The organism is Pseudomonas sp. FW305-3-2-15-E-TSA4, from assembly GCF_058787295.1.
In genome coordinates, this window is the sequence record NZ_JBYSZP010000016.1 from 123,099 (window position 1) to 144,180 (window position 21,082).

At 60.9% G+C, this 21,082-nt stretch carries 20 protein-coding genes and 1 pseudogene; 10 read left to right on the plus strand and 11 right to left on the minus strand.

The window, feature by feature from the left end:
- Positions 1-51: 51 nt before the first annotated feature.
- Both AC3WMV_RS21960 and AC3WMV_RS21965 read right to left on the minus strand, forming a co-directional pair.
- A complete protein-coding gene (locus AC3WMV_RS21960; RefSeq protein WP_103368591.1) occupies positions 52-840 on the minus strand; it encodes an SDR family NAD(P)-dependent oxidoreductase in 789 nt (262 codons plus the stop codon).
- A 39-nt stretch (positions 841-879) separates the two neighbouring features.
- Positions 880-1,980, minus strand: a complete 1,101-nt coding sequence (locus tag AC3WMV_RS21965) for an alkene reductase (protein WP_103368590.1) — start codon at positions 1,978-1,980, stop codon at positions 880-882.
- 147 nt (positions 1,981-2,127) lie between these two features.
- On the opposite strand from AC3WMV_RS21965, the gene AC3WMV_RS21970 reads away from it, so the two are divergent.
- Positions 2,128-2,712 (plus strand): TetR/AcrR family transcriptional regulator, encoded by a 585-nt coding sequence (locus tag AC3WMV_RS21970; protein WP_178085254.1) that lies wholly within the window; start codon positions 2,128-2,130, stop codon positions 2,710-2,712.
- A gap of 114 nt (positions 2,713-2,826) precedes the next feature.
- Here AC3WMV_RS21970 and AC3WMV_RS21975 read toward each other — a convergent pair whose 3' ends face one another.
- The 5 genes and pseudogenes from AC3WMV_RS21975 to AC3WMV_RS21995 form a co-directional block, all read right to left on the minus strand.
- Positions 2,827-3,213, minus strand: a complete 387-nt coding sequence (locus AC3WMV_RS21975) for a cupin domain-containing protein (protein WP_047294860.1) — start codon at positions 3,211-3,213, stop codon at positions 2,827-2,829.
- A 44-nt stretch (positions 3,214-3,257) separates the two neighbouring features.
- Positions 3,258-4,109, minus strand: a pseudogene (locus AC3WMV_RS21980) (AraC family transcriptional regulator).
- Between the two features lie 66 nt (positions 4,110-4,175).
- Positions 4,176-4,544: a hypothetical protein gene (locus AC3WMV_RS21985; protein ID WP_096796431.1), complete on the minus strand. Its 369-nt coding sequence runs from the start codon at positions 4,542-4,544 to the stop codon at positions 4,176-4,178.
- A 230-nt stretch (positions 4,545-4,774) separates the two neighbouring features.
- A complete protein-coding gene (yghU, locus tag AC3WMV_RS21990; protein WP_103368588.1) occupies positions 4,775-5,614 on the minus strand; it encodes a glutathione-dependent disulfide-bond oxidoreductase in 840 nt (279 codons plus the stop codon).
- A 73-nt stretch (positions 5,615-5,687) separates the two neighbouring features.
- A complete protein-coding gene (locus AC3WMV_RS21995; protein WP_027613032.1) occupies positions 5,688-6,308 on the minus strand; it encodes a LysE family translocator in 621 nt (206 codons plus the stop codon).
- A 176-nt stretch (positions 6,309-6,484) separates the two neighbouring features.
- On the opposite strand from AC3WMV_RS21995, the gene AC3WMV_RS22000 reads away from it, so the two are divergent.
- Positions 6,485-7,378 (plus strand): LysR substrate-binding domain-containing protein, encoded by an 894-nt coding sequence (locus tag AC3WMV_RS22000; protein WP_103368587.1) that lies wholly within the window; start codon positions 6,485-6,487, stop codon positions 7,376-7,378.
- A gap of 33 nt (positions 7,379-7,411) precedes the next feature.
- On the opposite strand, the gene AC3WMV_RS22005 is transcribed toward AC3WMV_RS22000, so the two are convergent.
- On the minus strand, positions 7,412-8,341 hold the full coding sequence (locus tag AC3WMV_RS22005; protein ID WP_103368586.1) for a LysR family transcriptional regulator: 930 nt from the start codon (positions 8,339-8,341) through the stop codon (positions 7,412-7,414).
- 126 nt (positions 8,342-8,467) lie between these two features.
- On the opposite strand from AC3WMV_RS22005, the gene AC3WMV_RS22010 reads away from it, so the two are divergent.
- A complete protein-coding gene (locus AC3WMV_RS22010; RefSeq protein WP_103368585.1) occupies positions 8,468-8,743 on the plus strand; it encodes a DUF2798 domain-containing protein in 276 nt (91 codons plus the stop codon).
- A gap of 8 nt (positions 8,744-8,751) precedes the next feature.
- Here the strand turns inward: AC3WMV_RS22010 and AC3WMV_RS22015 are convergent, their stop codons facing one another.
- Complete coding sequence (locus AC3WMV_RS22015) at positions 8,752-9,522, minus strand: APH(3')-II family aminoglycoside O-phosphotransferase (protein WP_027613036.1); 771 nt, start codon at positions 9,520-9,522, stop codon at positions 8,752-8,754.
- The gene (locus AC3WMV_RS22020) at positions 9,485-10,444 is read right to left on the minus strand and encodes a LysR family transcriptional regulator (RefSeq protein WP_103368584.1); all 960 of its coding nucleotides are present in this window, start codon (positions 10,442-10,444) and stop codon (positions 9,485-9,487) included. Before AC3WMV_RS22020 ends, AC3WMV_RS22015 begins: the two co-directional genes overlap by 38 nt.
- A 106-nt stretch (positions 10,445-10,550) precedes the next feature.
- Here AC3WMV_RS22020 and AC3WMV_RS22025 point away from each other — a divergent pair, with 106 nt between their 5' ends.
- From AC3WMV_RS22025 to AC3WMV_RS22045, 5 genes are all read left to right on the plus strand, one after another.
- Positions 10,551-12,278: an amidohydrolase gene (locus AC3WMV_RS22025; RefSeq protein WP_103368583.1), complete on the plus strand. Its 1,728-nt coding sequence runs from the start codon at positions 10,551-10,553 to the stop codon at positions 12,276-12,278.
- A 37-nt stretch (positions 12,279-12,315) separates the two neighbouring features.
- Positions 12,316-13,392: a C45 family autoproteolytic acyltransferase/hydrolase gene (locus AC3WMV_RS22030; RefSeq protein ID WP_027613039.1), complete on the plus strand. Its 1,077-nt coding sequence runs from the start codon at positions 12,316-12,318 to the stop codon at positions 13,390-13,392.
- 37 nt (positions 13,393-13,429) lie between these two features.
- The gene (locus AC3WMV_RS22035; protein ID WP_027613040.1) at positions 13,430-14,755 is read left to right on the plus strand and encodes an MFS transporter; all 1,326 of its coding nucleotides are present in this window, start codon (positions 13,430-13,432) and stop codon (positions 14,753-14,755) included.
- A 225-nt stretch (positions 14,756-14,980) separates the two neighbouring features.
- The gene (locus AC3WMV_RS22040; RefSeq protein ID WP_027613041.1) at positions 14,981-16,768 is read left to right on the plus strand and encodes a thiamine pyrophosphate-requiring protein; all 1,788 of its coding nucleotides are present in this window, start codon (positions 14,981-14,983) and stop codon (positions 16,766-16,768) included.
- A 216-nt stretch (positions 16,769-16,984) separates the two neighbouring features.
- A complete protein-coding gene (locus tag AC3WMV_RS22045) occupies positions 16,985-17,698 on the plus strand; it encodes a DUF72 domain-containing protein (protein ID WP_103368582.1) in 714 nt (237 codons plus the stop codon).
- Between the two features lie 45 nt (positions 17,699-17,743).
- Here the strand turns inward: AC3WMV_RS22045 and AC3WMV_RS22050 are convergent, their stop codons facing one another.
- On the minus strand, positions 17,744-18,562 hold the full coding sequence (locus tag AC3WMV_RS22050; protein WP_103368581.1) for an alpha/beta fold hydrolase: 819 nt from the start codon (positions 18,560-18,562) through the stop codon (positions 17,744-17,746).
- Between the two features lie 189 nt (positions 18,563-18,751).
- On the opposite strand from AC3WMV_RS22050, the gene AC3WMV_RS22055 reads away from it, so the two are divergent.
- Both AC3WMV_RS22055 and AC3WMV_RS22060 read left to right on the plus strand, forming a co-directional pair.
- A complete protein-coding gene (locus AC3WMV_RS22055; RefSeq protein ID WP_097090367.1) occupies positions 18,752-19,201 on the plus strand; it encodes a winged helix-turn-helix transcriptional regulator in 450 nt (149 codons plus the stop codon).
- 154 nt (positions 19,202-19,355) lie between these two features.
- Complete coding sequence (locus AC3WMV_RS22060) at positions 19,356-21,062, plus strand: ShlB/FhaC/HecB family hemolysin secretion/activation protein (RefSeq protein WP_103368580.1); 1,707 nt, start codon at positions 19,356-19,358, stop codon at positions 21,060-21,062.
- Positions 21,063-21,082: the final 20 nt, after the last annotated feature.

Consider the following 21,082-nt stretch of genomic DNA (forward strand, 5'->3'; position numbering starts at 1 on the left):
CAGTGACTTGCGCCTGCATCGAATCCGCCGCGCGTGTTCGCTACCAGACAATCACTGTGGGTCCAGGTAGCGCTGGGCAACCGCAGACTGACGGATTTGCCCGATCAGGCCCTGACGTGCGCCTTGCAGATCATCCCAGCGTTGCGCTTCGTGCAGCGGCGGGATGGTCACCGGTTCGCGACGATCGAAACCGACCAGAGCGGCATCCACCAGATCGCCCACTTCCATGATGTCGCTCAAGGTGTTGATGTCGATGCCGGAGCGATCCCAGATCTCCGTACGGGTGGCGGCGGGGAGTACGGCTTGCACGTAGACGCCCTGAGGTGACAGTTCCAGGCTCAGTCCCTGAGACAGGAACAGGACGAAGGCCTTGGTCGCACCGTAGACGGTCATGCCGAACTCCGGTGCCAGACCCACCACCGAACCGACGTTGATGATCGCGCCGTCACCGGCCTTGACCAGACGTGGAGCGATGGCGCTGGCCAGGCGCACCAGCGCGGTGGTGTTGAGGGCGACCAGTTGCGCAACGCTGTCGGTGCTTTGGTCGATGAAGTTGCCGGAGAGGGCAGCGCCGGCGTTATTGACGAGGATGCCGATACGGGCGTCCTCGCGCAGGCGGTTTTCAACGGTGCTCAGATCAGCGAGTTGGGTCAGGTCCGCCGGGATCACACCGACGGTGACATCGTGTTCGCTGCGCAAACGAGCTGCAAGTGCGTCCAGGCGTGCCTGGTCGCGGGCGACCAGAACCAGGTCATGGCCGCGTTGCGCGAAGCGCTCGGCGTAGACCGCGCCAATGCCGGTGGAGGCGCCAGTGATCAGAACAGTAGGGCGAGTGCTCATGGGGGATCTCTCTTTCAGGGTGTGAGAAACAGAACGCGCTCAGTTGGCGCTGACGCTTGATTCAGCCAGCGTCGGGTAGTCGATGTAGCCTGCCGCACCGCCGCCATAGAGGGTGGCGGGATTGAACGCGGACAACGGCGCGCCCTGCTTGAGGCGCTCCACCAGATCCGGATTGCCAATGAATGGGCGACCGAAGGCGATCAGGTCGGCGTGGTCTTCGGCGAGCTGCGAAGTCGCCAGGTCCAGGTCATAGCCGTTGTTGGCGATGTAGGTGTTTTTGAAGCGCTGGCGCAGTGCGCCGAAGTCGAAGGGCGCCACGTCGCGCGGGCCACCGGTCGCGCCTTCGACCACGTGCAGATAAACCACGCCGAGGGCATCGAGTTGCTCGGCGACGTAATCGAATTGCGCCTGCGGATCGCTGCTGGAGACGCCGTTGGCCGGCGACACCGGAGACAGGCGCACACCGGTGCGATTGGCGCCGATTTCATCAACCACGGCCGCCGTCACTTCAAGCAACAGACGCGCCCGGTTTTCAATCGAGCCGCCATACGCATCCGTACGCAGGTTGGCGCTGTCCCTGAGGAACTGATCGAGCAAATAGCCGTTCGCACCGTGAATTTCCACACCATCAAACCCGGCGGTAATCGCGTTTGCCGCAGCCTGGCGAAAATCCGAGACGATCCCCGGCAGTTCGCTGGTCTCCAGCGCGCGCGGCGCCGAGACATCTTCAAAGCGATTGTTGACGAAGACTTTGGTGGCGGCGCGTAGCGCAGAAGGGGCCACGGGGGCGGCGCCGTTTTCTTGCAGATCAACGTGCGACACGCGGCCGACATGCCACAGTTGCAGGAAGATTTTTCCGCCCTTGGCATGGACTGCATCGGTCACCAGGCGCCAGCCGTCGATCTGCGCCGGCGTGTAGATTCCCGGGGTGTCCTGATAGCCCTGACCTTGTCGGGAAATCTGCGTGGCTTCACTGATCAGCAAGCCTGCGCTGGCACGTTGGCTGTAATAGGTGGCCGCGAACTCGCTGGGTACAAAGCCTGCGCCTGCACGGTTGCGAGTCAGCGGTGCGAGGACCACACGGTTCGACAGCGTCAGGTCGCCAAGTGTGTAAGGGGTGAACAGAGTCTGGTTACTCATCTGGTATTTCTTCCGTGCCCGTTGGTGGAGATCGGTGTGCGTGCAATTAGGATGATGATCGAAATCTAAACTGTCAACGGTTTTGATTATGACCAGCATCTATGTATGATTGGCGCAAGCATTCCCAATGAACACGAGGTACTGCACGTGCGAGTGACCAAGGCCCAGGCGCAGGCCAATCGAGAACACATCGTCGAGACCGCTTCCGAGCTGTTCCGTGAGCGTGGCTTTGACGGCGTCGGTGTGGCGGATCTCATGGCGGCTGCCGGTTTCACCCACGGTGGTTTTTACAAACATTTCGGCTCCAAGGCCGACCTGATGGCTGAAGCCGCGTCCTGCAGTCTTGCCAAGTCGCTGGCAGGTGCCGAAGCGCTCGACGTGCCTGGCTTCATCGATGTCTATTTGACAAGAGAACATCGCGACGGACGTGGCAGCGGTTGCACCATGGCCGCGCTGTGTGGCGACGCGGCGCGTCAATCGGATGAGGTGAAAACGACGTTTGCCGAAGGGATCGAGCGCACCCTGCAGACCCTCGGAGACAAATATCCAACCGGGCCGGACGCCGTGGCGGGCGAGGGGAGGAAGAAAATGATCGACCTGTTGTCGCGGGCTGTCGGCGCGATTGTGCTGTCGCGTGCCTGTCCGGATGATTCCGCGCTGGCTGACGAGATTCTTGAGGTGTGCCGCGCTGAAATGCTGGCTTCGATGCCGGTTGACGAAGAGGTGGTCTGAGGCGGCGCTCGCTCAGTAAACCCAGTACAAAAACGCCCGTACGATCAGCGGCCAACCAACGGCCCGCCACTCAAAAAAGGCGCCGTCAAATCGCAGATTGACGGCGCCTCCTGCTCAGATCCAGACGTCGTTGTCAGCCGTGCGCTCGCCACCTTCGTGCCCGGTGTTACGCACACCCCGAGGCTCGATCATCATCAGGCGCGCTTCTCCTTCCGCTGCCGTCCGATGTTCGATCCCGCGCGGCACGACGTACAGCTCACCCGGTTCGACGTATACGCTGCCATGGGGCAGGTCGATCCGCAGCGTGCCCTCGATCACAATAAAGGCCTCATCGGTTTCCGGGTGGGAGTGCCAGATGAATTCACCTTCGATACGAACCACTTTGAACTGGTAGTCATTCATTTCGGCGACCACACGGGGGCTCCACTGCTGATCGATCAGCGCGGATTTCTGCGCCAGATTGATGGCGTGCAGTGCTGGTACTTTGCTGGTATGTGGCATGACAAATCCTCTATCAGACAGAAGTCGTCAGCCTAGCGAAGGCGCTATTGGCGATGCTTGTACGATCCTGCAAGTTGCCTTTGCCCCAGGACGCGTTCCAGCCAACGCGACGGAGATACCCCATAAGTGCGGGTGAAGTGCCGGGTCATATGACTTTGGTCGTGAAAACCCGCAGCCAGTGCGGCATCCACCAGTGAGAATCGGTCAAGCAGCAGCGTGCGCAATACATCCAGGCGGCGCAGGGTCACGAAGCGATAGGGGCTGGTGCCAAACAGCACTCTGAAGTCCCGAGAGAGGCTCCATCTTTCACGGCCACTGGCGTGCTCCAGCATTTCCAGCGTAATGCTCTGGTGCAGGTGAGCCATGATGAATTCCCTTGCGCGCTCGGCTGCCGGGTAATCGAGCAGTTTGCGCCCGCGAGGTTTGCCGGCCACGGCGCGCAGAGCCATTGCCAGATCAAACAGGGCGTCCTGTTCTTCCAGCGGATCAAGTGATTAATCCATCGCCTGCACGAACGGTTCGCTGGCGCGATACAGGCGTGGGTCGCTGGACAGACCGCCGGCGATGAAGGGTAGCGGTTCACCCTTCAACACCTGCTGAATCAAAGCCGGATCGATATAGGCCATTCGATAGCGAAACCCCGCTTCGGTCCCGGCCATGCCATCGTGCAGTTCATCAGGATGCAGGAGCAAGGTATTTCCCGGTAAGCCGTGCCGCAGGCTGCCCTTGTAGTGAAAGCTTTGCACGCCAGAGAGTGTGCGACCGATCGAGTAAGTATCGTGCCGATGTGGGTGGTAGCCATGGCCGCCAAACCGGGCTTCGATACGTTCTATCCGCACCGGTTGAGTGCTGCGCACTACCCAATCGGAATCTGGATCTGGTCTGGACTGTTCCATGGTTTCACTGTCTCTGAGAGAAGCCTGCTGCGAGCGATGATAGCCAACCTGATCGAAAGCAGGGTGTCACCGTTGCCCTCGCGTATTTTGCGCCAGACGCTCACGCCAGTTGCCACCGTGCGTGCGTTGGCATTCCTCCTCGGAGTCGAAACGCACGTTGCGCTCTGAAGGGGACAGGTCGATATCGGCTTCCCTCAGCGCAGTGGCCGTCAGTTCGAAGAGGCGTGCCTTGGCGTCAGTCAGGGCGAGGTTTTTGTCGGCTTCGGTGTCGAACACCCAAATGACATTCAGGGTCGCCGCCAATGCGTTCAGGTCAGCGGTGTGAGTCAGCCAGGTGAAGCCCTGGATTTCAGCTTTTGCGGCTTCACATGCGTCGGTGAGCGTGGCAATCAAGCGCCGCTCGATCCGCGCCAGTTCTCGTTTTCCAGCAGGCATTGCAGATCCTTTGACGACAGTGGTGGTGTGGTCTCAATGTAATTGCTGAGGTTCACAAATTCTCATATCCAACCCGAATACCCTGTGGGAGCGAGCTTGCTCGCGAAAGCGGTAGGTCTGTTATGTCAGTGTTGACTGACTTGGCGCCTTCGCGAGCAAGCTCGCCCCCACAAAGGTTGCTGTGAACCGGGATGTCCCTGTCCAGCACAAATGTTTGTGGGAATGTGGCGTCAGTCCAGATCGCTGGCCTGATGTCGCTCCGCAACCTGACTGGCCTCGTCACCCCAGGTGCGATTGACGCGCTGGCCACGAATCACCGCAGGGCGTTGGGCGATGTCCTCTGCCCAGCGCTGCACGTGGGTGTATTCGTGGGCCGCTAGAAATTCGGCGGCCGCATACACGTTGTTGCGCACCAGTTGGCCGTACCACGGCCAGACCGCGATGTCGGCGATGGTGTAGCTGTCGCCGGCCAGATAGCGGCTCTCGCCAAGGCGCCGGTCAAGCACATCGAGCTGACGCTTGGCTTCCATGGTGAAGCGGTTGATCGGGTATTCGAGCTTCTCCGGCGCATACGCGTAGAAGTGCCCGAAGCCACCGCCCAGATAAGGTGCGGCGCCCATCTGCCAGAACAGCCAGTTCAGGGTTTCCGTGCGGCCGGCGGGATCTTTCGGCAGGAAGGCGCCGAATTTCTCTGCCAGATACAGCAGGATCGAACCGGATTCGAATACCCGAATCGGCGGCTGTGCGCTACGGTCGAGCAGCGCCGGAATCTTCGAGTTCGGATTGATCTCGACAAAACCGCTGGAGAACTGATCGCCCTCGTTGATGCGGATCAGCCACGCGTCGTACTCGGCCTCGGTGTGCCCCAGTGCGAGCAATTCTTCCAGCAGGATGGTCACCTTGACGCCGTTGGGCGTCGCCAGTGAATACAGCTGCAGCGGGTGATTGCCCACGGGCAGGGTTTTTTCATGCGTCGGCCCGGCAATCGGGCGGTTGATGCTGGCGAAATGGCCGCCGGACGGGGCTTCGTGTTTCCAGACTTTGGGCGGTACGTAGGGCGCTTTACTCATGAAATGGGCCTCATGGTGAACTTGCCGAGAATGACCTGACGGGTATCAGACCAGACAGCATAAACGCTCTAGCTCAAGACTGCGCAACCCCCGGAATGATCAAACACGCCGCCAGACCCATCAACGCGATCCCGATGACCTTGTCGAGGAGCCGCTGTTTTTCCAGCAGGCGCCGGCGTAACCGTTCGGTGGAGAAAAACAGCGCGACCAGGCTGAACCACAGCCAATGAATGACCGACATGAACAGGCCATAGGCGAAGTTCAACGTCAGCGAACTGCCTGGCTCCACCACCTGACTGTACGCCGCTACCACGAACAACATGGTTTTCGGATTCAGTGCATTGGTCAGAAAACCTGAGCAGAACACCTTCCAGGCACGGGGTGCCGAAGCGCTCGCCTCGGCAAATGTCAGTACAGATTTATTGGTGAAGGATTTGATGCCCAGATAGACCAGGTAGCCGGCACCCAGCAGTTTCATCATCCAGAACAGCAGCGGCGATTGGGTGATGATCAGCGCCACCCCGAACACCGTGTAGAACACATGAACCTGCACGCCACAGGCGATGCCCAGCGCAGCCAGCAAACCACTGCGCCGCCCGTAGGCATAACTGTTGCGAGTGACCATGGCAAAGTCCGGGCCGGGGCTGATCACCGCCAGAACAGTGATGGCGATTACCAGAAACAATTCATTCATCCCTACGCTCCATCGCGTTATTTGCGCTACTTGAATTCACAGATACAGAGCCTGCAGCATCGCCGCCAACAGCGTGGATGGAATTAACAGGCCCTGAGCGGCGACATGATGGAGAAGTGTCTTTGGCAAAAAAAACGATTTATAGTCGCGAAAATCTGTGAGAAATCATCGTCTATATGAACCTGCCTCCGCTGGCTGCCTTTCGCTTCTTCAACACCGCCGCCCAGACCCAGAGTTTCGTCAAGGCCGCTGAGTTGCTGCACGTCACCCACGGCGCGGTCAGCCGTCAGGTGCGCTTGCTGGAGGAGGCGATCGGGGTCGAATTGTTCGAGCGGCGTAACCGCGCGATTTTTCTCAATCACGCGGGACGCTTGCTGTTCAACGTCACCGCGCCGATGTTCGAGCAATTGCAGAACACGGTTTATCGCCTGCAGCGTGAAGTCCACGACGATGTGCTGGTGGTGTCCTGCGAGCCAACCATCGCCATGAAGTGGTTGATCCCGCGCTTGCCTGACTTCCACAGCGCACACCCACAGTTGCAGGTGCAATTGCTGACGGCCGGCGGACCGATCGACTTCGCTCGTTCAGGCGTGGATCTGGCGATCCGCCGCGACGATTTCCATTGGGACGAGACCGTGCACGCCGTGACTGTTTGTGAAGAGTGGATCGGTCCGGTTTGCGTGCTGTCCAGTCGTCCTGACGGCGATCATTTGCGCGGCGCCTGCCTGCTGCACAGCAAGACCCGCCCGCAGGCGTGGGACAACTGGATGCGACAGACCCGGATCAGCGCGGCAGGGGGCAGTCGGGTCGATTACGAGCATTTCTACCTGTGCATTCAGGCCGCGCTGGCCGGGCTGGGCGTCGGTATGGCGTCGTTTCTGATGGTGCAGGACGAACTCAAATCCGGCCAGTTGATCGCGCCGTTCGGCTTCGTTCGCGACGGTTCGAGTTATTGCCTGCTGTCACCGCGACCCTTCGAACAGAGCGCCAATGCCATGCTTTTTCGTGAGTGGATTAGCCAGCAGATGAGTGCGTGCAGCCAATGGCTCGGGGGTGATCTGCAGCCTTGAAGACAGAGCGCTGCATTCATCAGCCAGGCATGATCAACGGGCTTGCATCGGCCAGCGCCTGTTCAGGTGCTCCGTCAAATAATCCATGAAGGCTCTGACCTTCGGCGTCATCGCTGCACGTTCCTGCACGCATGCATAGATGTCCATCGGTTCGACATGCCCGTGGGTTTCACCCGGAAGATCTTCGAACAGTTGCACCAGTTGACCGCTCTCGAGATAGGGCGCAGCGACGAATTCGGCCAGGCGCGTGACACCTGCGCCGTTGACTGCCATTTGCGCCAAGGCATCGATGTCGTCGCTGATGGCGGTGGCGTTGATCGGGGCGTCGTAGCGTTGGCCGTCGCGGATGAGGCCCCAGCGCAGAAAGCGTCCATCCAGTGGATAGCGAAACGCGAGGCAGGCGTGGTGTTGCAGCTCTTGCGGTGATTGCGGCACCCCGGCGCGCGCAAGGTAGGCGGGAGCGGCGCAGAAGATGAACGGCAGGGAAACAATCCGGCGCGCGACGATGCCGTCTTCCAGTTGCGGCTTGATCCGCAGGCTCAGGTCGATGCCGTCCTGGATGTGGTTGATTTTGCCGTTGGTGGTCGACAGCTCGACCAGCAGGCGTGGATGCAGCGCGGCGAAACTGGCGAGTAACGGCGCCAGGACGTGGCGGCCGAATGCACTGGTGGAGGCGATGCTCAAACGCCCTTGCAGTTCGCTTTCATCGCCGACGATCGCACTTTGCGCCGACTCCAGATCAGCCGCGATGCGTCGGACCTTTTCGTAATACAGCGCACCATTTTCGGTGAGGGCCATGCTGCGGGTGGTGCGTTGCAGCAGGCGAACGCCGAGGTGCGTTTCGAGGCGACTGAGGGTCTGGCTCACCGCGGCCGCACTGACGCCCAGGGTCTTGGCGGCGCCGACGATGGAGCCTGCTTCGACCACTTTGATAAAACTGGCAATCGCCGCCAACAGATTCATCCGTGTCCCGCCGCGTGGGTTTGATTCGTAAGTTGTGCTTTATAAAGTACCTGTGGCGGGCCGTCTAGTTGAGGGCAGGGGGCTTTGCTAAGGTGCCGGCTCCCTGTCAATGGATGGAAAAGCCATATGAATCAAAGAACCACTACCGATGCCTTGTATCCCAGCAGGCGCAAGCTGTCGCCGCGTGCAACGCCGTACGTGTTTGCGTTGTACATGGCGACGATCATGGCGTTCCTGATGTCGCTGGTGATCACCGCTGCCAACTCCGGGATTGATAACGACTACCTGAGTAATGCCTTGCACGCCTACAAGCTGGCGATGCCGGTGGCTTTCCTTTGCATCCTCGTGGTGCGGCCGATCGTGATCAAACTGGTGGCGATGACGGTGCATCCGCATCGCTGAGATACGCCTCAGAAAAACTCGTCGAGCAACTGATAAAAGGCGATTTTTTGCTGATCCGGTTGCACTCCGTAAGCCTCGAAAAATACCGGCAGCCATTGCTCGCCCAGGTTGTAGGCGATGCTGTGGGCTGCCAGTGCCAAGTCCTGAAACCGATCGGCAACCCCCAGTCGCCCGCAGTCGACGAAACCGCTGAAGCGACCGTTGTCGGCGAGCAAGTTGGGCAGGCATGCGTCGCCATGGGTCACCACCAGGTCTTCGCTGTGCGGGCGCGCGGCCAGCATCTGCTCGAACACCGCTTCGGCGCTTTGGCCGAGGCGCGAATCGTCGAAATCTTCTTCATCGATCAAACCAGCCAGCAGGTGCTCGCGGGCCAAGGCGATTTTCGCATCGAGGCGATGATCGAATGGGCAGTTTTTGATGTCGAGCGCATGCAAGGTGCGCAAGGCATTAGCCGCCAGCGAGACAATTTGCTGCGGTGCGAGATGCTCGCTGCTGGCGAGGTCACGCCCCGGTACGGCAGTCATCAGCAACCAGAAGCGCTCGCTTTCTTCGACGCTGTCGAGCACGCGCGCCGCTGGCAGATCCTGCTCCGCCAGCCAGCGCAGGCGCTGCACTTCGCCGGGCAATTCGGCAAAGGAAATCCGCGGTTCCGATTTGACGAACAGCGGGTCTGATCCAGCGGGCGTGAGGCGGAACACGTCGGCACGGGATTCACCGATGGTTTGTTGTTCGTAGCGGATATCAGCGAAGCGTTGGCGCCATGTCTGTGGCAGATCCATTTTCATTCGTCCCTTGTGACAGTGGGCGCCAGTGCGCCTTCAAGAATTCGATAAACACTTTGACCTTGCGCGTACTGCGCCGGTGCGCCAGGTACAGCACGTAGATCCACGGGCCGAACGCGCTTGGCTCACGCCAGTATTCGGGCATCACTTCTACCAGTTCACCGCGCGCCAGATACGCTGCGGCGCTCCATTGCGGCAGAAACTGCAGGCCCTGACCCTTCAGCAGACATGCCAGCAGGAAGTCGTAATTGTCGCTGGCTACTCGCGGGTTCGGCTGGGTCAGGCGAATCCGCCGGTCCCCTTGCTTGACCCACCAGAAATGCCGGTTGAGCAGCGGGTGGCGGAAGATCAGCCACTCGTGCTGCTGATAGTTGTCCAGTGACACCTCTTTGCCCTTGCGCGCCAGGTACGCCGGGCTGGCGCACAACACCACGTGATTCTCGACGATAGGTTGGGCGATCACCCCCGGCAGGTCGATCGGGCCATCACGCAGCGCCAGATCGTAACCGCCATCCACCGGATCGTCATAGCTGTCGCTCAAGTCGACTTCCAGATGCACCTGCGGGTGGGCGTCGAGAAAACGGCAGCAGACTTCGTTGAGAAACGCCGGGGCGAAGGAGGGCGGGGCGGTGATGCGCAAGCCGCCGCTCAATTCGTGCTTGAGCTGTTCGACGCCTTCGCAGGCCAGTTGCAATTGCATCAGCGCCTGCCGCGCACCGTCCAGATAAATCCGTCCGGCCTCGGTCAGCGCCATGTGTCTGGTCGTGCGGTCGAACAGGCGCGTGCCGAGCTCGTCTTCCAGCTGCGCCACGGCTTTGGTCAGGGCTGACGGCGTCTTGCCGAGCACATCGGCGGCGCGGCTGAAATTGCCGTGTTCGGCGGTGGCGACGAACATGGTCAGGGCACTCATCTTGTCCATTGATCTATTCCTGCTGGGCACAGAAGTTGTGCGCGAGGTGGCATTCAGTTATCGCCAGGGCTTGGATAGGCTTGCTCGCAGCCTAACAAAAATAAAGAGAAGCCTCATGAAGCAGCTACTGACGCTGATGGTGTCATCGGCACTGGCCTGTGCCTCACTGGAAAGTCTGGCGTCCGCCGATCTGATCCTGCACAACGCCAGGGTCTACACCGCCGAACCCGGCCAAGCCTTGCAGCAAGCGGTTGCGGTGGAACACGGCAAGATCCTCGCCGTGGGCACGGATGCGCAGGTGATGCGTCTGAAGACGGCGGCCACGCAAGTGATCGACCTGCACGGCAAGGTGCTGATGCCCGGCTTCATCGACTCGCATTCGCACACCATCAAGGGCGGTCTGCAGATGTTGCAGGCCAACCTCGACGGGCAACTGTTGCCGCTTGATCAACTGGAACAGCACCTGCGGAAATGGCGTCAGGACGGCAAGGCGCAGCGTGGAGAATCCCTCAGTGTCGGCGGATTGCCGTCGACTTACTGGAGCGACATTGCCGGCCTCGAACAGCGCTTCAATCAGGGCGAATGGGCGAACCAGCCGATCCTGCTGCTGGGCTGGGATCTGCACACCGGCTGGGCCAATCGGGCCATGCTCGACCGCGCTGGCGTGACGGCTGAAAAGATCAAGGGGCTCAAAGGCGAAGAGCAGGCAACCATCGGCCACCACCCCGACGGCAGCCCGGATGGCTTCCTTGTCGATGCCGGTCTGTACCCGGTGCAGGCCCTGCTGCCGCCGCCGACCGCTGATGAGTTATTGGACGGCGCGCGCGCGGCACTCCATTACTACAAGAGTCTGGGGATCACCGGGTGGCTGGATCCGCTCGCCAACGAAGTCCCCGGCAGTGACGTTACCAACACCTCGCTCGGCGTGCTGCCGACCTACAAAAAACTCTCGGAAAACGGCGAACTCACCGCTCACGTCGCGGCGCTGCTGATGGCGGACTCCAAGGCTACGCCGACCGACCTTGATGAGCTGGACAAGGTGCGCCAGCAGTTCCTCGGCGTCAGCAACCTGACCCTGCCGGGGATCAAGATCTTCGCCGATGGCGTGGCCGAAGTGCCGGCGCAAAGCGCGGCGATGCTTGAGCCGTATCGCAACACAAAAAAGACCGGCGAACTGCTGATCGACCCGGCGCACTTCGGCGAGCTGGTCAGCGCTGCCGATGCCCGTGGCTGGCTGGTGCACATCCACGCCATCGGCGACCGTGCGGTACGTGAATCGCTCAACGGCATCGAGCAGGCGCGCAAGGATCGGCAGAGCGGCATCGCCCATTCGATCACCCACCTGCAAATGGTCAACCCAAAGGAATTCGCCCGCTTCAAGGCGTTGAATGTGATCGCCTCGATGCAGATGTTCTGGGCCGCTGCCGACGAGTCGAGCATGGATCTGGTCAAGCCTTACGTCAGCGCGATGGCCTTCATGTACACCTATCCCGCGCGCTCGCTGCTCAAGAATGGCGCGACCATCGCCGGTGCCAGTGACTGGCCGATCACCACCCCCGAGCCGTGGAAGGCGATCTATCAGGCCGTCAGCCGCAAAGGCCCGAAAGGCGTGCTCAACGCCGCTGAAGACATCGACCGCCAGACGATGTTCCAGGCCTACACCCTCAACGCAGCCAAAGTGCTGCGCCTGGAAGACCGGATCGGTTCGCTCAAACCCGGCAAGCAGGCCGACATGATCGTCCTCGACCGCGATGTGTTCAGTGTCGAGCCGCAGGCCCTGCGCGACACCCAAGTGCTCAATACCTGGTTTGCCGGGCGCGAAATCTACCGCCGCAAGCCTTGACGGCATCTCTCTGTAAAGTAACCAAGGAAACCTTTTCGTGAATGTTCATTGCTTTGTCACCGACACCCGCAACCCACAGATTCGCGGGCAACAGATTGGCGCCACCTGGGCGGCTCAGATCCGCCAGACCGTCGAGCTCTATCTGGATTTCTTCAATCAGGTCGGTGTGCCTCAGGCACAGGTGCAGACCATCGGCGAAGCCAGTCTGCAAACCCTCCAAAGCTGGTGCCCGAGCCTAGCCGAAGAGATCGTCGCCACTGCTGAGGGCGCTGGCGTGCCGCTGTGGCAGCTCGCCAGCCTGAATGCCCGCACCGAGATACTCGCGGTGATGCCTGCGTCCACCGAAGGCGAGTGCTCGACCGCCGTGTTCGCCCCCAATGGCGCGAGGGCGCCACGCACCATTCAGACCTGGGACTGGCACGATTCGCTGGTGCCCAACGGGTTGATTCTGCAACTGACCACGGCCAAGGGTATGACGGTCAAGCTGTTCACCGAATTCGGCATGCTCGGCAAGATTGGCGTCAACAGTGCGGGGCTGGGATTGCATTTCAACATCCTGCATCACGCCAGCGACAACGGGTCCGCCGGGGTGCCGGTGCACGCGATTGCGCGGCGCATCCTCGAAGAAGCCAGCAGCGTTGAGGAGGCGATTGCGCTGGCGCGTTCGGCACGGGTCAGTGCCTCGACGGTACTGACCGTGTTCTCCCGCGAGGACTCTACCCCGCGTGCGGTGAGCATCGAAATGTCGCCGGTCTTCACCGCTGTGGTGCGGCCCGACGCCGACGGCTGGATCACCCACACCAACCACTTTCTCGATCCCGAACTGAGCCTCGGCGAGCGTACCCCCGATGCCTCGACGACTTACGCGCGTTTCGATCACGTCAACGCGGCGCTGCAAAACATGGCCAGCGGCAATCTGAGCCGCAGGGCTGAGGCGATGTGCGGCGAGGCGGGCGAAGACGCGCCGATCTGCTTCCACCCGGATCTGAGCATGCCGGCCACCGAGCGTTGGGAAACCTTGCTGACCATCGGCATCGACACTGAAAACAGCGTGCTCGAATACGCAGCCGGCAACCCCGCGCAGCTGGCCCGAAACGGCCATCTGCGCTTCTGAATCGCTGCCTCCAATAAAAACAAAACGAGCATTGCACATGGCTACCGAGATTGATCGCACGAGCGGTTCCCCGTCTGCGCTGAGGACGTTTTTCGTCTCCGGCATGGGCACCGCCCTGGAATTTTACGACTTCGTGATATACGGCACCGCCGCCGCGCTGGTGTTTCCCAAGGTGTTCTTTCCGCAGATGGACCCGCTGACCGCGACGCTGGTGGCGTTCGGCGCCTTTGGTGCCGGGTTCTTTGCCCGGCCCCTTGGCGGCATGGTATTCGGGCATTACGGCGACAAACTCGGCCGGCAGAAAATGCTGGTGATCACGCTGCTGTTGATGGGCCTGAGCACTTTGTTGATCGGGTGTCTGCCGGGCTATGCGACCCTTGGTGCTGGCGCACCGGTGTTGTTGGTGCTGCTCAGGCTGGTGCAAGGCTTTGCCGCCGGTGGCGAGTGGGGCGGTGCGGCGCTGTTCGGCATCGAGTCGGCGCCGCCCGGACGACGTGGTCTGTGGGGCAGTTTCACCAGCATGGGCATCGGAATCGGCGGGATTCTCGGCGCCGGGGTTTTCGCCATTGTCAGTGTCGCGTCGCACGATGACCTGACCGGATTTGCCTGGCGTATTCCATTCTGGCTCGGTGGCGTGCTGGTGCTGATCGGTCTGTATGCGCGCTTGCAAAAACCGCTTGAACAACCCGCCGAACCGCAGACGCACGTGCGCATGCCGTTGCTCGAAGCGCTGCGCGCACGGCCCAGAGCCATGCTGCTGTGCACCGGTATCGCTTTCGGCTACGTGACCATCGCCTACATCGGCAGCACGTTCTTTCTGTCGTACGCCACGCAACTGGGCTATGGCAGCACCGATGCGCTGGTTTTCGACTTGTCGCTGTCGATCGCCATTGTGATCACTGCGCCGTTGTTTGCCTTGCTCTCGGATCGCATCGGACGCCGCAAGGTAATGATCCTCGGCGCGGTGATCATGGCCCTCGGTTTTTTTGCGTTCTTCCCGCTGGTCGGCCTCAAGAGCCTGCTGGTTTCAACCGCCGCCTACGTCGCCATCGGTGCGTTCATGGGTGCGACGCAGGGGCCGATTCCCGCGTTTCTGGCGGAGCAGTTTCCGCGACACATGCGTTATTCGGGAATGTCGGCTGCTTATCAGATCGGTGCGGCGCTGGGCGGCGGGACAGCCTCCAGTGCGGCCACAGCGATTCTGATCGCCAACAATCACAACGCCTTCGGGGTGGCAGTTTACGGTGCGATTGCGCTGGGCATCGTGGCGCTGTGTTCATTGCTGCTCAGAGAAACGGCGCACCTGAGTCTGGCGCAAATCGATGAGGCCGAGTGGCCTTCACCCATGCCCGCTACCAGTTGAACCACTTGAACCTGTAGGAGCTGCCGAAGGCTGCGATCTTTTGATGTTGTTTTTGAAGATCAAAAGATCGCAGCCTTCGTCAGCTCCTACAGGGAGCGGCTCGGCAACGCCGTCGGGTAAAAACAATCGAAACTTCGCGCGCTCCCAAGCTGTCCAGACCCATGTACTGCCCGGCGGATATCTCGCCGGGCAGGCTTCATGCACAGGTGACAGGCGAGGAACGAGATGACGACGACAGTGGGAGATTTTCTGGTTGAGCGGCTCAGCCAATGGGGCGTCACGCGGATTTTTGGTTATCCGGGAGACGGCATCAACGGCGTGTTCGGCGCGCTCGCCCGAGCCAATGGCAAGATCGAATTCGTTCAGGCGCGACACGAAGAAATGGCCGCTTTCATGGCCTCGGCCCACGCCAAGTTCACGGGCGAGTTGGGCGTGTGCATCGCCACTTCGGGACCGGGTGCTTCGCACCTGATCACCGGGTTATACGACGCACGCATGGATCATCAACCGGTGCTGGCGATTGTCGGCCAGCAGGCGCGGACGGCGCTTGGCAGTCATTACCAGCAGGAGCTGGACCTGGTCTCGATGTTCAAGGATGTGGCCGGGGCGTTTGTGCAGCAGGCGTCGGCGCCGTCGCAGGTTCGGCATTTGCTCGACCGCGCCGTGCGTACGGCGGTTGGCGAGCGGCGGGTGACGGCGATCATCCTGCCCAATGATTTGCAGGATCTTGAGTATGAGCCACCGGCGCGGGCGCATGGCACCGCGCATTCCGGCGTCGGTTACACCAAGCCGAAAGTGCTGCCCTACGAGGCCGATCTGCAGCGCGCCGCTGATGTGCTGAACAGCGGTGAAAAAGTCGCGATTCTGGTGGGCGCCGGCGCACTGCAGGCAACGGATGAAGTGATCGCCATTGCGGAAAAACTCGGTGCCGGGGTCGCCAAGGCGTTACTCGGCAAGGCTGCGCTGCCGGACGATTTGCCGTGGGTCACCGGTAGCATCGGCCTGCTGGGCACCGAACCGAGCTACAAGATGATGCACGAGTGCGACACCTTGCTGATGATCGGCTCGGGTTTCCCCTATGCCGAGTTCCTGCCCAAGGAAGGTCAGGCGCGTGGCGTGCAGATCGATCTGCAGCCAGACATGCTCAGCCTGCGTTATCCGATGGAGGTCAATCTGGTCGGCGACTCCGCCGAAACCCTTGCTGCACTGCTGCCGTTGCTCGAACAGAAAACTTCGCACAAATGGCGCAAGAAAATCGAAGGCTGGCGCAGTACCTGGGAGAAGACCCTGGAAAAACGCGCGATGTCCAAAGCCGATCCGATCAATCCGCAGCGGGTGGTGTATGAGCTGTCACCGCGCCTGCCGGATCAGGCGATCATCACCAGCGACTCGGGCTCCTGCGCCAACTGGTACGCCCGTGACCTGAAAATCCGCCGGGGCATGCAGTGTTCGTTGTCCGGTGGCCTGGCCTCGATGGGCGCTGCCGTGCCGTACGCGATTGCCGCCAAGTTTGCGCATCCCGAGCACGCGGTGATTGCGCTGGTGGGTGACGGCGCGATGCAGATGAACAACATGGCCGAGCTGATCACCGTCGCCAAATACTGGCGCCAGTGGGACAGCCCGAAGTGGATCTGTGCGGTGTTCAACAACGAGGACCTGAATCAGGTCACCTGGGAGCAGCGGGTGATGGAGGGCGATCCGAAGTTCGAAGCCTCGCAAAGCATTCCCGACGTGCCGTATCACCTGTTCGCCATTTCCATCGGCCTGAAAGGAATTTTCGTCGACCGCGAAGAAGACGTCGCCGCCGCCTGGGAGCAGGCACTGGCCTCGGACGTACCGGTGCTGATCGAGTTCAAGACCGACCCCAACGTGCCGCCATTGCCGCCGCACATCAAGCTCGAACAGGCGAAGAAATTTGCCACGACCTTGCTCAAAGGCGACCCGGACGAGGCGGGCGTGATCGTGCAAGCCGCCAAGCAGGTGCTGGCCAGCGTCCTGCCCGGCAAAAAATAATCGTGTAGGCGCTTCGTCGCGCTCCAAATCTGTGAGCGCCGCTGAACCCTGTGGGAGCGAGCTTGCTCGCGAAAGCGTTGTGTCAGGCACAGCGTTTGTGGATGTATCGACGCCTTCGCTGGCAAGCCAGCTCCCACAGGTATTTCGCCGTCCCTGAAATCTGTGAACGAAGACCGTGGAGATTTTCATGCGTGAAGCGGCGAGGGTGCTTTTTTGATGTTCATCGGTTGCGCAGGCTGGAGTCTGGGGCGTGAGTATTGGCCGCAGTTTCCGGCCGAGGGCACGCATCTTCAACGTTATGCCGCGCAGTTCAACTGTGTGGAAATCAACAGCTCGTTCTATCGCCCGCATCGGCGTCAGACCTATGCGCGCTGGGCGGATTCGGTGCCGCCGGGCTTTCGCTTTTCAGTGAAGGTGCCGAAGCAGATTACTCATGAGTTGCGTCTGCAAAACTGTGAGCAAGCGCTGGATGAGTTTCTCGGGCAGTGCGAAGGCCTGGCCGATCGGCTGGGGTGTTTGCTGGTGCAACTGCCACCGTCGCTGACATTCACACCTGAAGTTGTCGAAGCGTTTTTCGTGGCGTTGCGCCAACGCTTCGCCGGTGCCGTAATGCTTGAGCCTCGGCATGAGTCATGGGTGGCGGCGGCGCCGATGTTGCAGACGTATCGGATTGCCCAGGTCGTGGTCGATCCGTCGCGGATCACTACCGATGGTTCGGCGCAGGGCTGGGCGGGTTTGCGCTATTGGCGGTTACACGGTTCGCCACGCATCTACCACAGCGCCTACGATGAGCGTTATCTGCACGCGCTGGCAGAGCAAATGAAAGTCGCGGCAGCAGAGGGGGCCGCAGTCTGGTGCATCTTCGACAACACTGCCAGTGGTGCCGCGCTGGGTAACGCGTTGGCACTGGCAGCGTTGATGGCAGATTGAGGCAGGCGGACAACCACTCGCAGAAGGTTGTCGCGCCGACGCACATCAGCGGTTCAGGAAACCCAACAGGTCTTCGTTCAGCGCCTGGGCGTGTGTCACGGCAAAACCGTGCGGTGCTCCGGCGTAGACCTTCAACTCGGCGCCTTTGATCAGTGCCGCCGCCTGCTTGCCGGTGGTTTCGAACGGCACGATCTGATCGCCGTCGCCGTGGATCACCAAGGTTGGTACGTCGATCTTCGCCATGTCCGGACGGAAGTCGGTTTGCGAGAATGCGGTGACGCAATCCACGGTGCCTTTCAGCGAGGCGAGCAGGGCGACGTTCAGGGTTTGCGTGAGCACGCCATCGGAGACTTTCTGGCCCTGATTGGTGCCGTAGAACGGCGCGGCGAAATCCGCGATGAACTGCGCGCGATCCTTGAGCAGACCTGCCTTGATACCGTCGAACACCGAGGTGTCGACACCTTGCGGGTAGTCGGCTTTCTTGCCGAACAGTGGCGTCACTGCACCGAGCAGTACCAGCCCGGCAACGCGCTCGCTGCCATGGCGGGCGATGTAACGGCTGACGTCGCCGCCGCCCATGGAGAAGCCCACCAGCGTGACGTCGCGCAGGTCGAGGTGGTTGATCAGTTGCGCGATGTCATCGGCGAAGGTGTCGTAGTCGTAGCCGGCCCACGGTTGATCGGAGCGCCCGAAACCACGGCGGTCGAAGGCAATCGTGCGGTAGCCGCGACTGCTCAGGTATTCCATCTGGTATTCCCACATGTCGGCATCCAGCGGCCAGCCATGGCTGAACAGTACGGGTTTGCCGCTGCCCCAGTCCTTGAAATAGATCTGTGTGCCGTCATCGGTAGTGAATGTGCTCATGGAAACTCCTTGCTGTGGGCAATCGTTCAGGAAGGCCGGATGCCGCAATGGCCGCCCATCACTATCGGTGCAAATCGCGGCTGTCACTTGTACGCAAGTGCTCAATTGCCATGGCGGGTGGCGTGGTTCTTTTCCAGCGTCACAGTTGTAAGATGCAACCACACGCCGGTTTTGATGGAGAAACACCCTGTGAAGCGCAAAAGCCTGCACGGCAACGCCTGCCCGGTCGCCCGTACGCTGGACCTGATCGGCGACTGGTGGTCGCTGCTGATCATCCGCGATGCGCTGGAGGGCATTCGCCGCTTCAGTGATTTTCAGAAGAATCTGGATATCGCCAAGAACATGCTCAGCGCCCGGCTCAAGGCCTTGGTCGAGCAGGGGATCCTGCAAACCGTGCCGGCCGCCGATGGCGGTGCCTATAAGGAATACGTGCTGACCGAACGCGGCAAGGCCTTGCAGACGGTGATCGTCGCGCTGTCGCAGTGGGGCGGGGAGCACCTGTATGCGCCGGGTGAGCCGGGTTCGGTGATGGTTGATGCGCATCAGCGGCAGCCGATCAGGAAACTGGAATTGCGTTCAGCGGATGGCCGCTTACTGGCACCTCAGGACGTGGCGACGAAGTTGGGCGTTGCGCACTGAACCAAGGATTCCCCTCGGAAAACCGCAGCCGCGTCGATTGTTCAATCCCTGTTACAAACCCGACAAAAGGTTGAAACGATTGTTTGACGTCAAAATGATGGCCATCTAATATCGCGCCACTATTTTGATGTCATTCCGTATCGAGGGATCGAACATGTACCCACCCGCCCTCGCGGCGAGGTTGTGCGCAGCTTTGCTGTGCCTGTCTCCACTTCAGATTGCCTTCGCTGCACCCACTCCCGGTGAAACCGACCTGATCCGCGATCGCCAGAATCGCCTGCTTGAAGAGCAGCAGCGACGTCTGGAAGAACTCAAGGACCTGCCCGGCAAAGATGCCAAGCCTGCGCAACCGGCAGCGCCCACCGACACCCGCTGTTTCCCGATCAAGGACATCGAGCTCAAGGGCGCCGACAGTCTGTCCGACAGCGACAAAACCCGTCTGCTCAAACCCTACATCGACCAGTGCCTCGGGGTGCCGCAACTCAACGAGTTGCTCAAGGTCATCACCGACCATTACATCGAGAAAGGCCTGGTCACCAGCCGCGCCTACCTGCCGCAGCAGGATCTGTCCGGCGGGCACCTGAAAGTGCTGGTGGTCGAAGGCAAACTGGAAGGCATGAAAGGCGCCGAGAACAGCAAGCTTTCGGAGCGCGAACTGGCGATGGCGTTTCCCGGCAAGTCCGGCGAACTGGTCAACCTGCGCGAGATCGAGCAGATGGTCGATCAGCTCAATCGCCTGCCGTCCAATCAGGCCAAGATGGAGCTGGCGCCGGGCAAGAACGTCGGCGGCAGTGAAGTGCTGGTCACCAATAACCCGCAGAAGCCATGGCGTGCCGGACTGTCGCGCAGCAACGACGGCCAGCGCAGCACCGGTGAACAGCAGTGGGGCACCACTTTCGATTGGGACAGCCCGCTGGGCCTGGCCGATCAGTTGAGCCTGCGCGGCGGTCACGACGCAATGACCGATCACCAGCACACCTCCAGCAACGCCATGCTCAATTACAACCTGCCGTGGGGCTGGTGGAACTTCAGCTACACCTACAGCCAGAGCGACTACCGCTCGCAGATCGCCGCCAACGGCTACAACTTCAAGCAGACCGGCGACAGCGAAAACCATCAATTGCGCGCCGAGCGAGTGATCCATCGCGACTCGGTGAGCAAGACTTCGCTCAGCGCCGGGCTGTCCTACCTGCGCACCAACAACTACATCGAAGACAGCAAGCTCAAGCTGAGCAGCAACCGCATCAGCGAAGCGCAGTTCGGCTTCAACCACGGTCGCCGCATCGGCAGCGCCTTCGTCAACTTCGACGCCGGCATGCAGGAAGGCATCGGCGCGTTCGATGCGCAGGGCAGCCACGATCCAGGCCCCGGCGAGCCCGACGCACGCTACCGCAAATACACCGCGACTCTGAGCTACCTGCAGCCGTTCAAGGTATGGGGCGAATCCTTTAGCTTCAGCAGCCTGATGACCGGCCAGCGCAGCGAAGACGTGCTGTTCAGTCCGCAGCGCACCAGCCTTGGCGGGTCAGCGTCGATCCGTGGCTACAAGGATCAGTCGTTGTCCGGCGACAGCGGCGGCTACTGGCGCAACGACCTGCGCTGGAGCCGACCGGTCACGGCCGAATGGCTGCGCCCGGTGTTCGCTGAATACGGCACCAGCCTCGGTTACGACCAAGGCGTTATTCGCGGCGACCGTTACAACGGTGATCAGCACGGACGCATGTCGAGCAACTCGCTGGAACTGTTCGCCCGCGGTGAGCATGTGGCTGCCAGCGTGACCTTGGCTCACTCACTCGAACGTCCGGATGTGCTGACCGAGCGCGAAGCGCCGATCTATTTCCGCCTCGACTTTTTCATCTAATTCAAATTCTTCGAGACCAT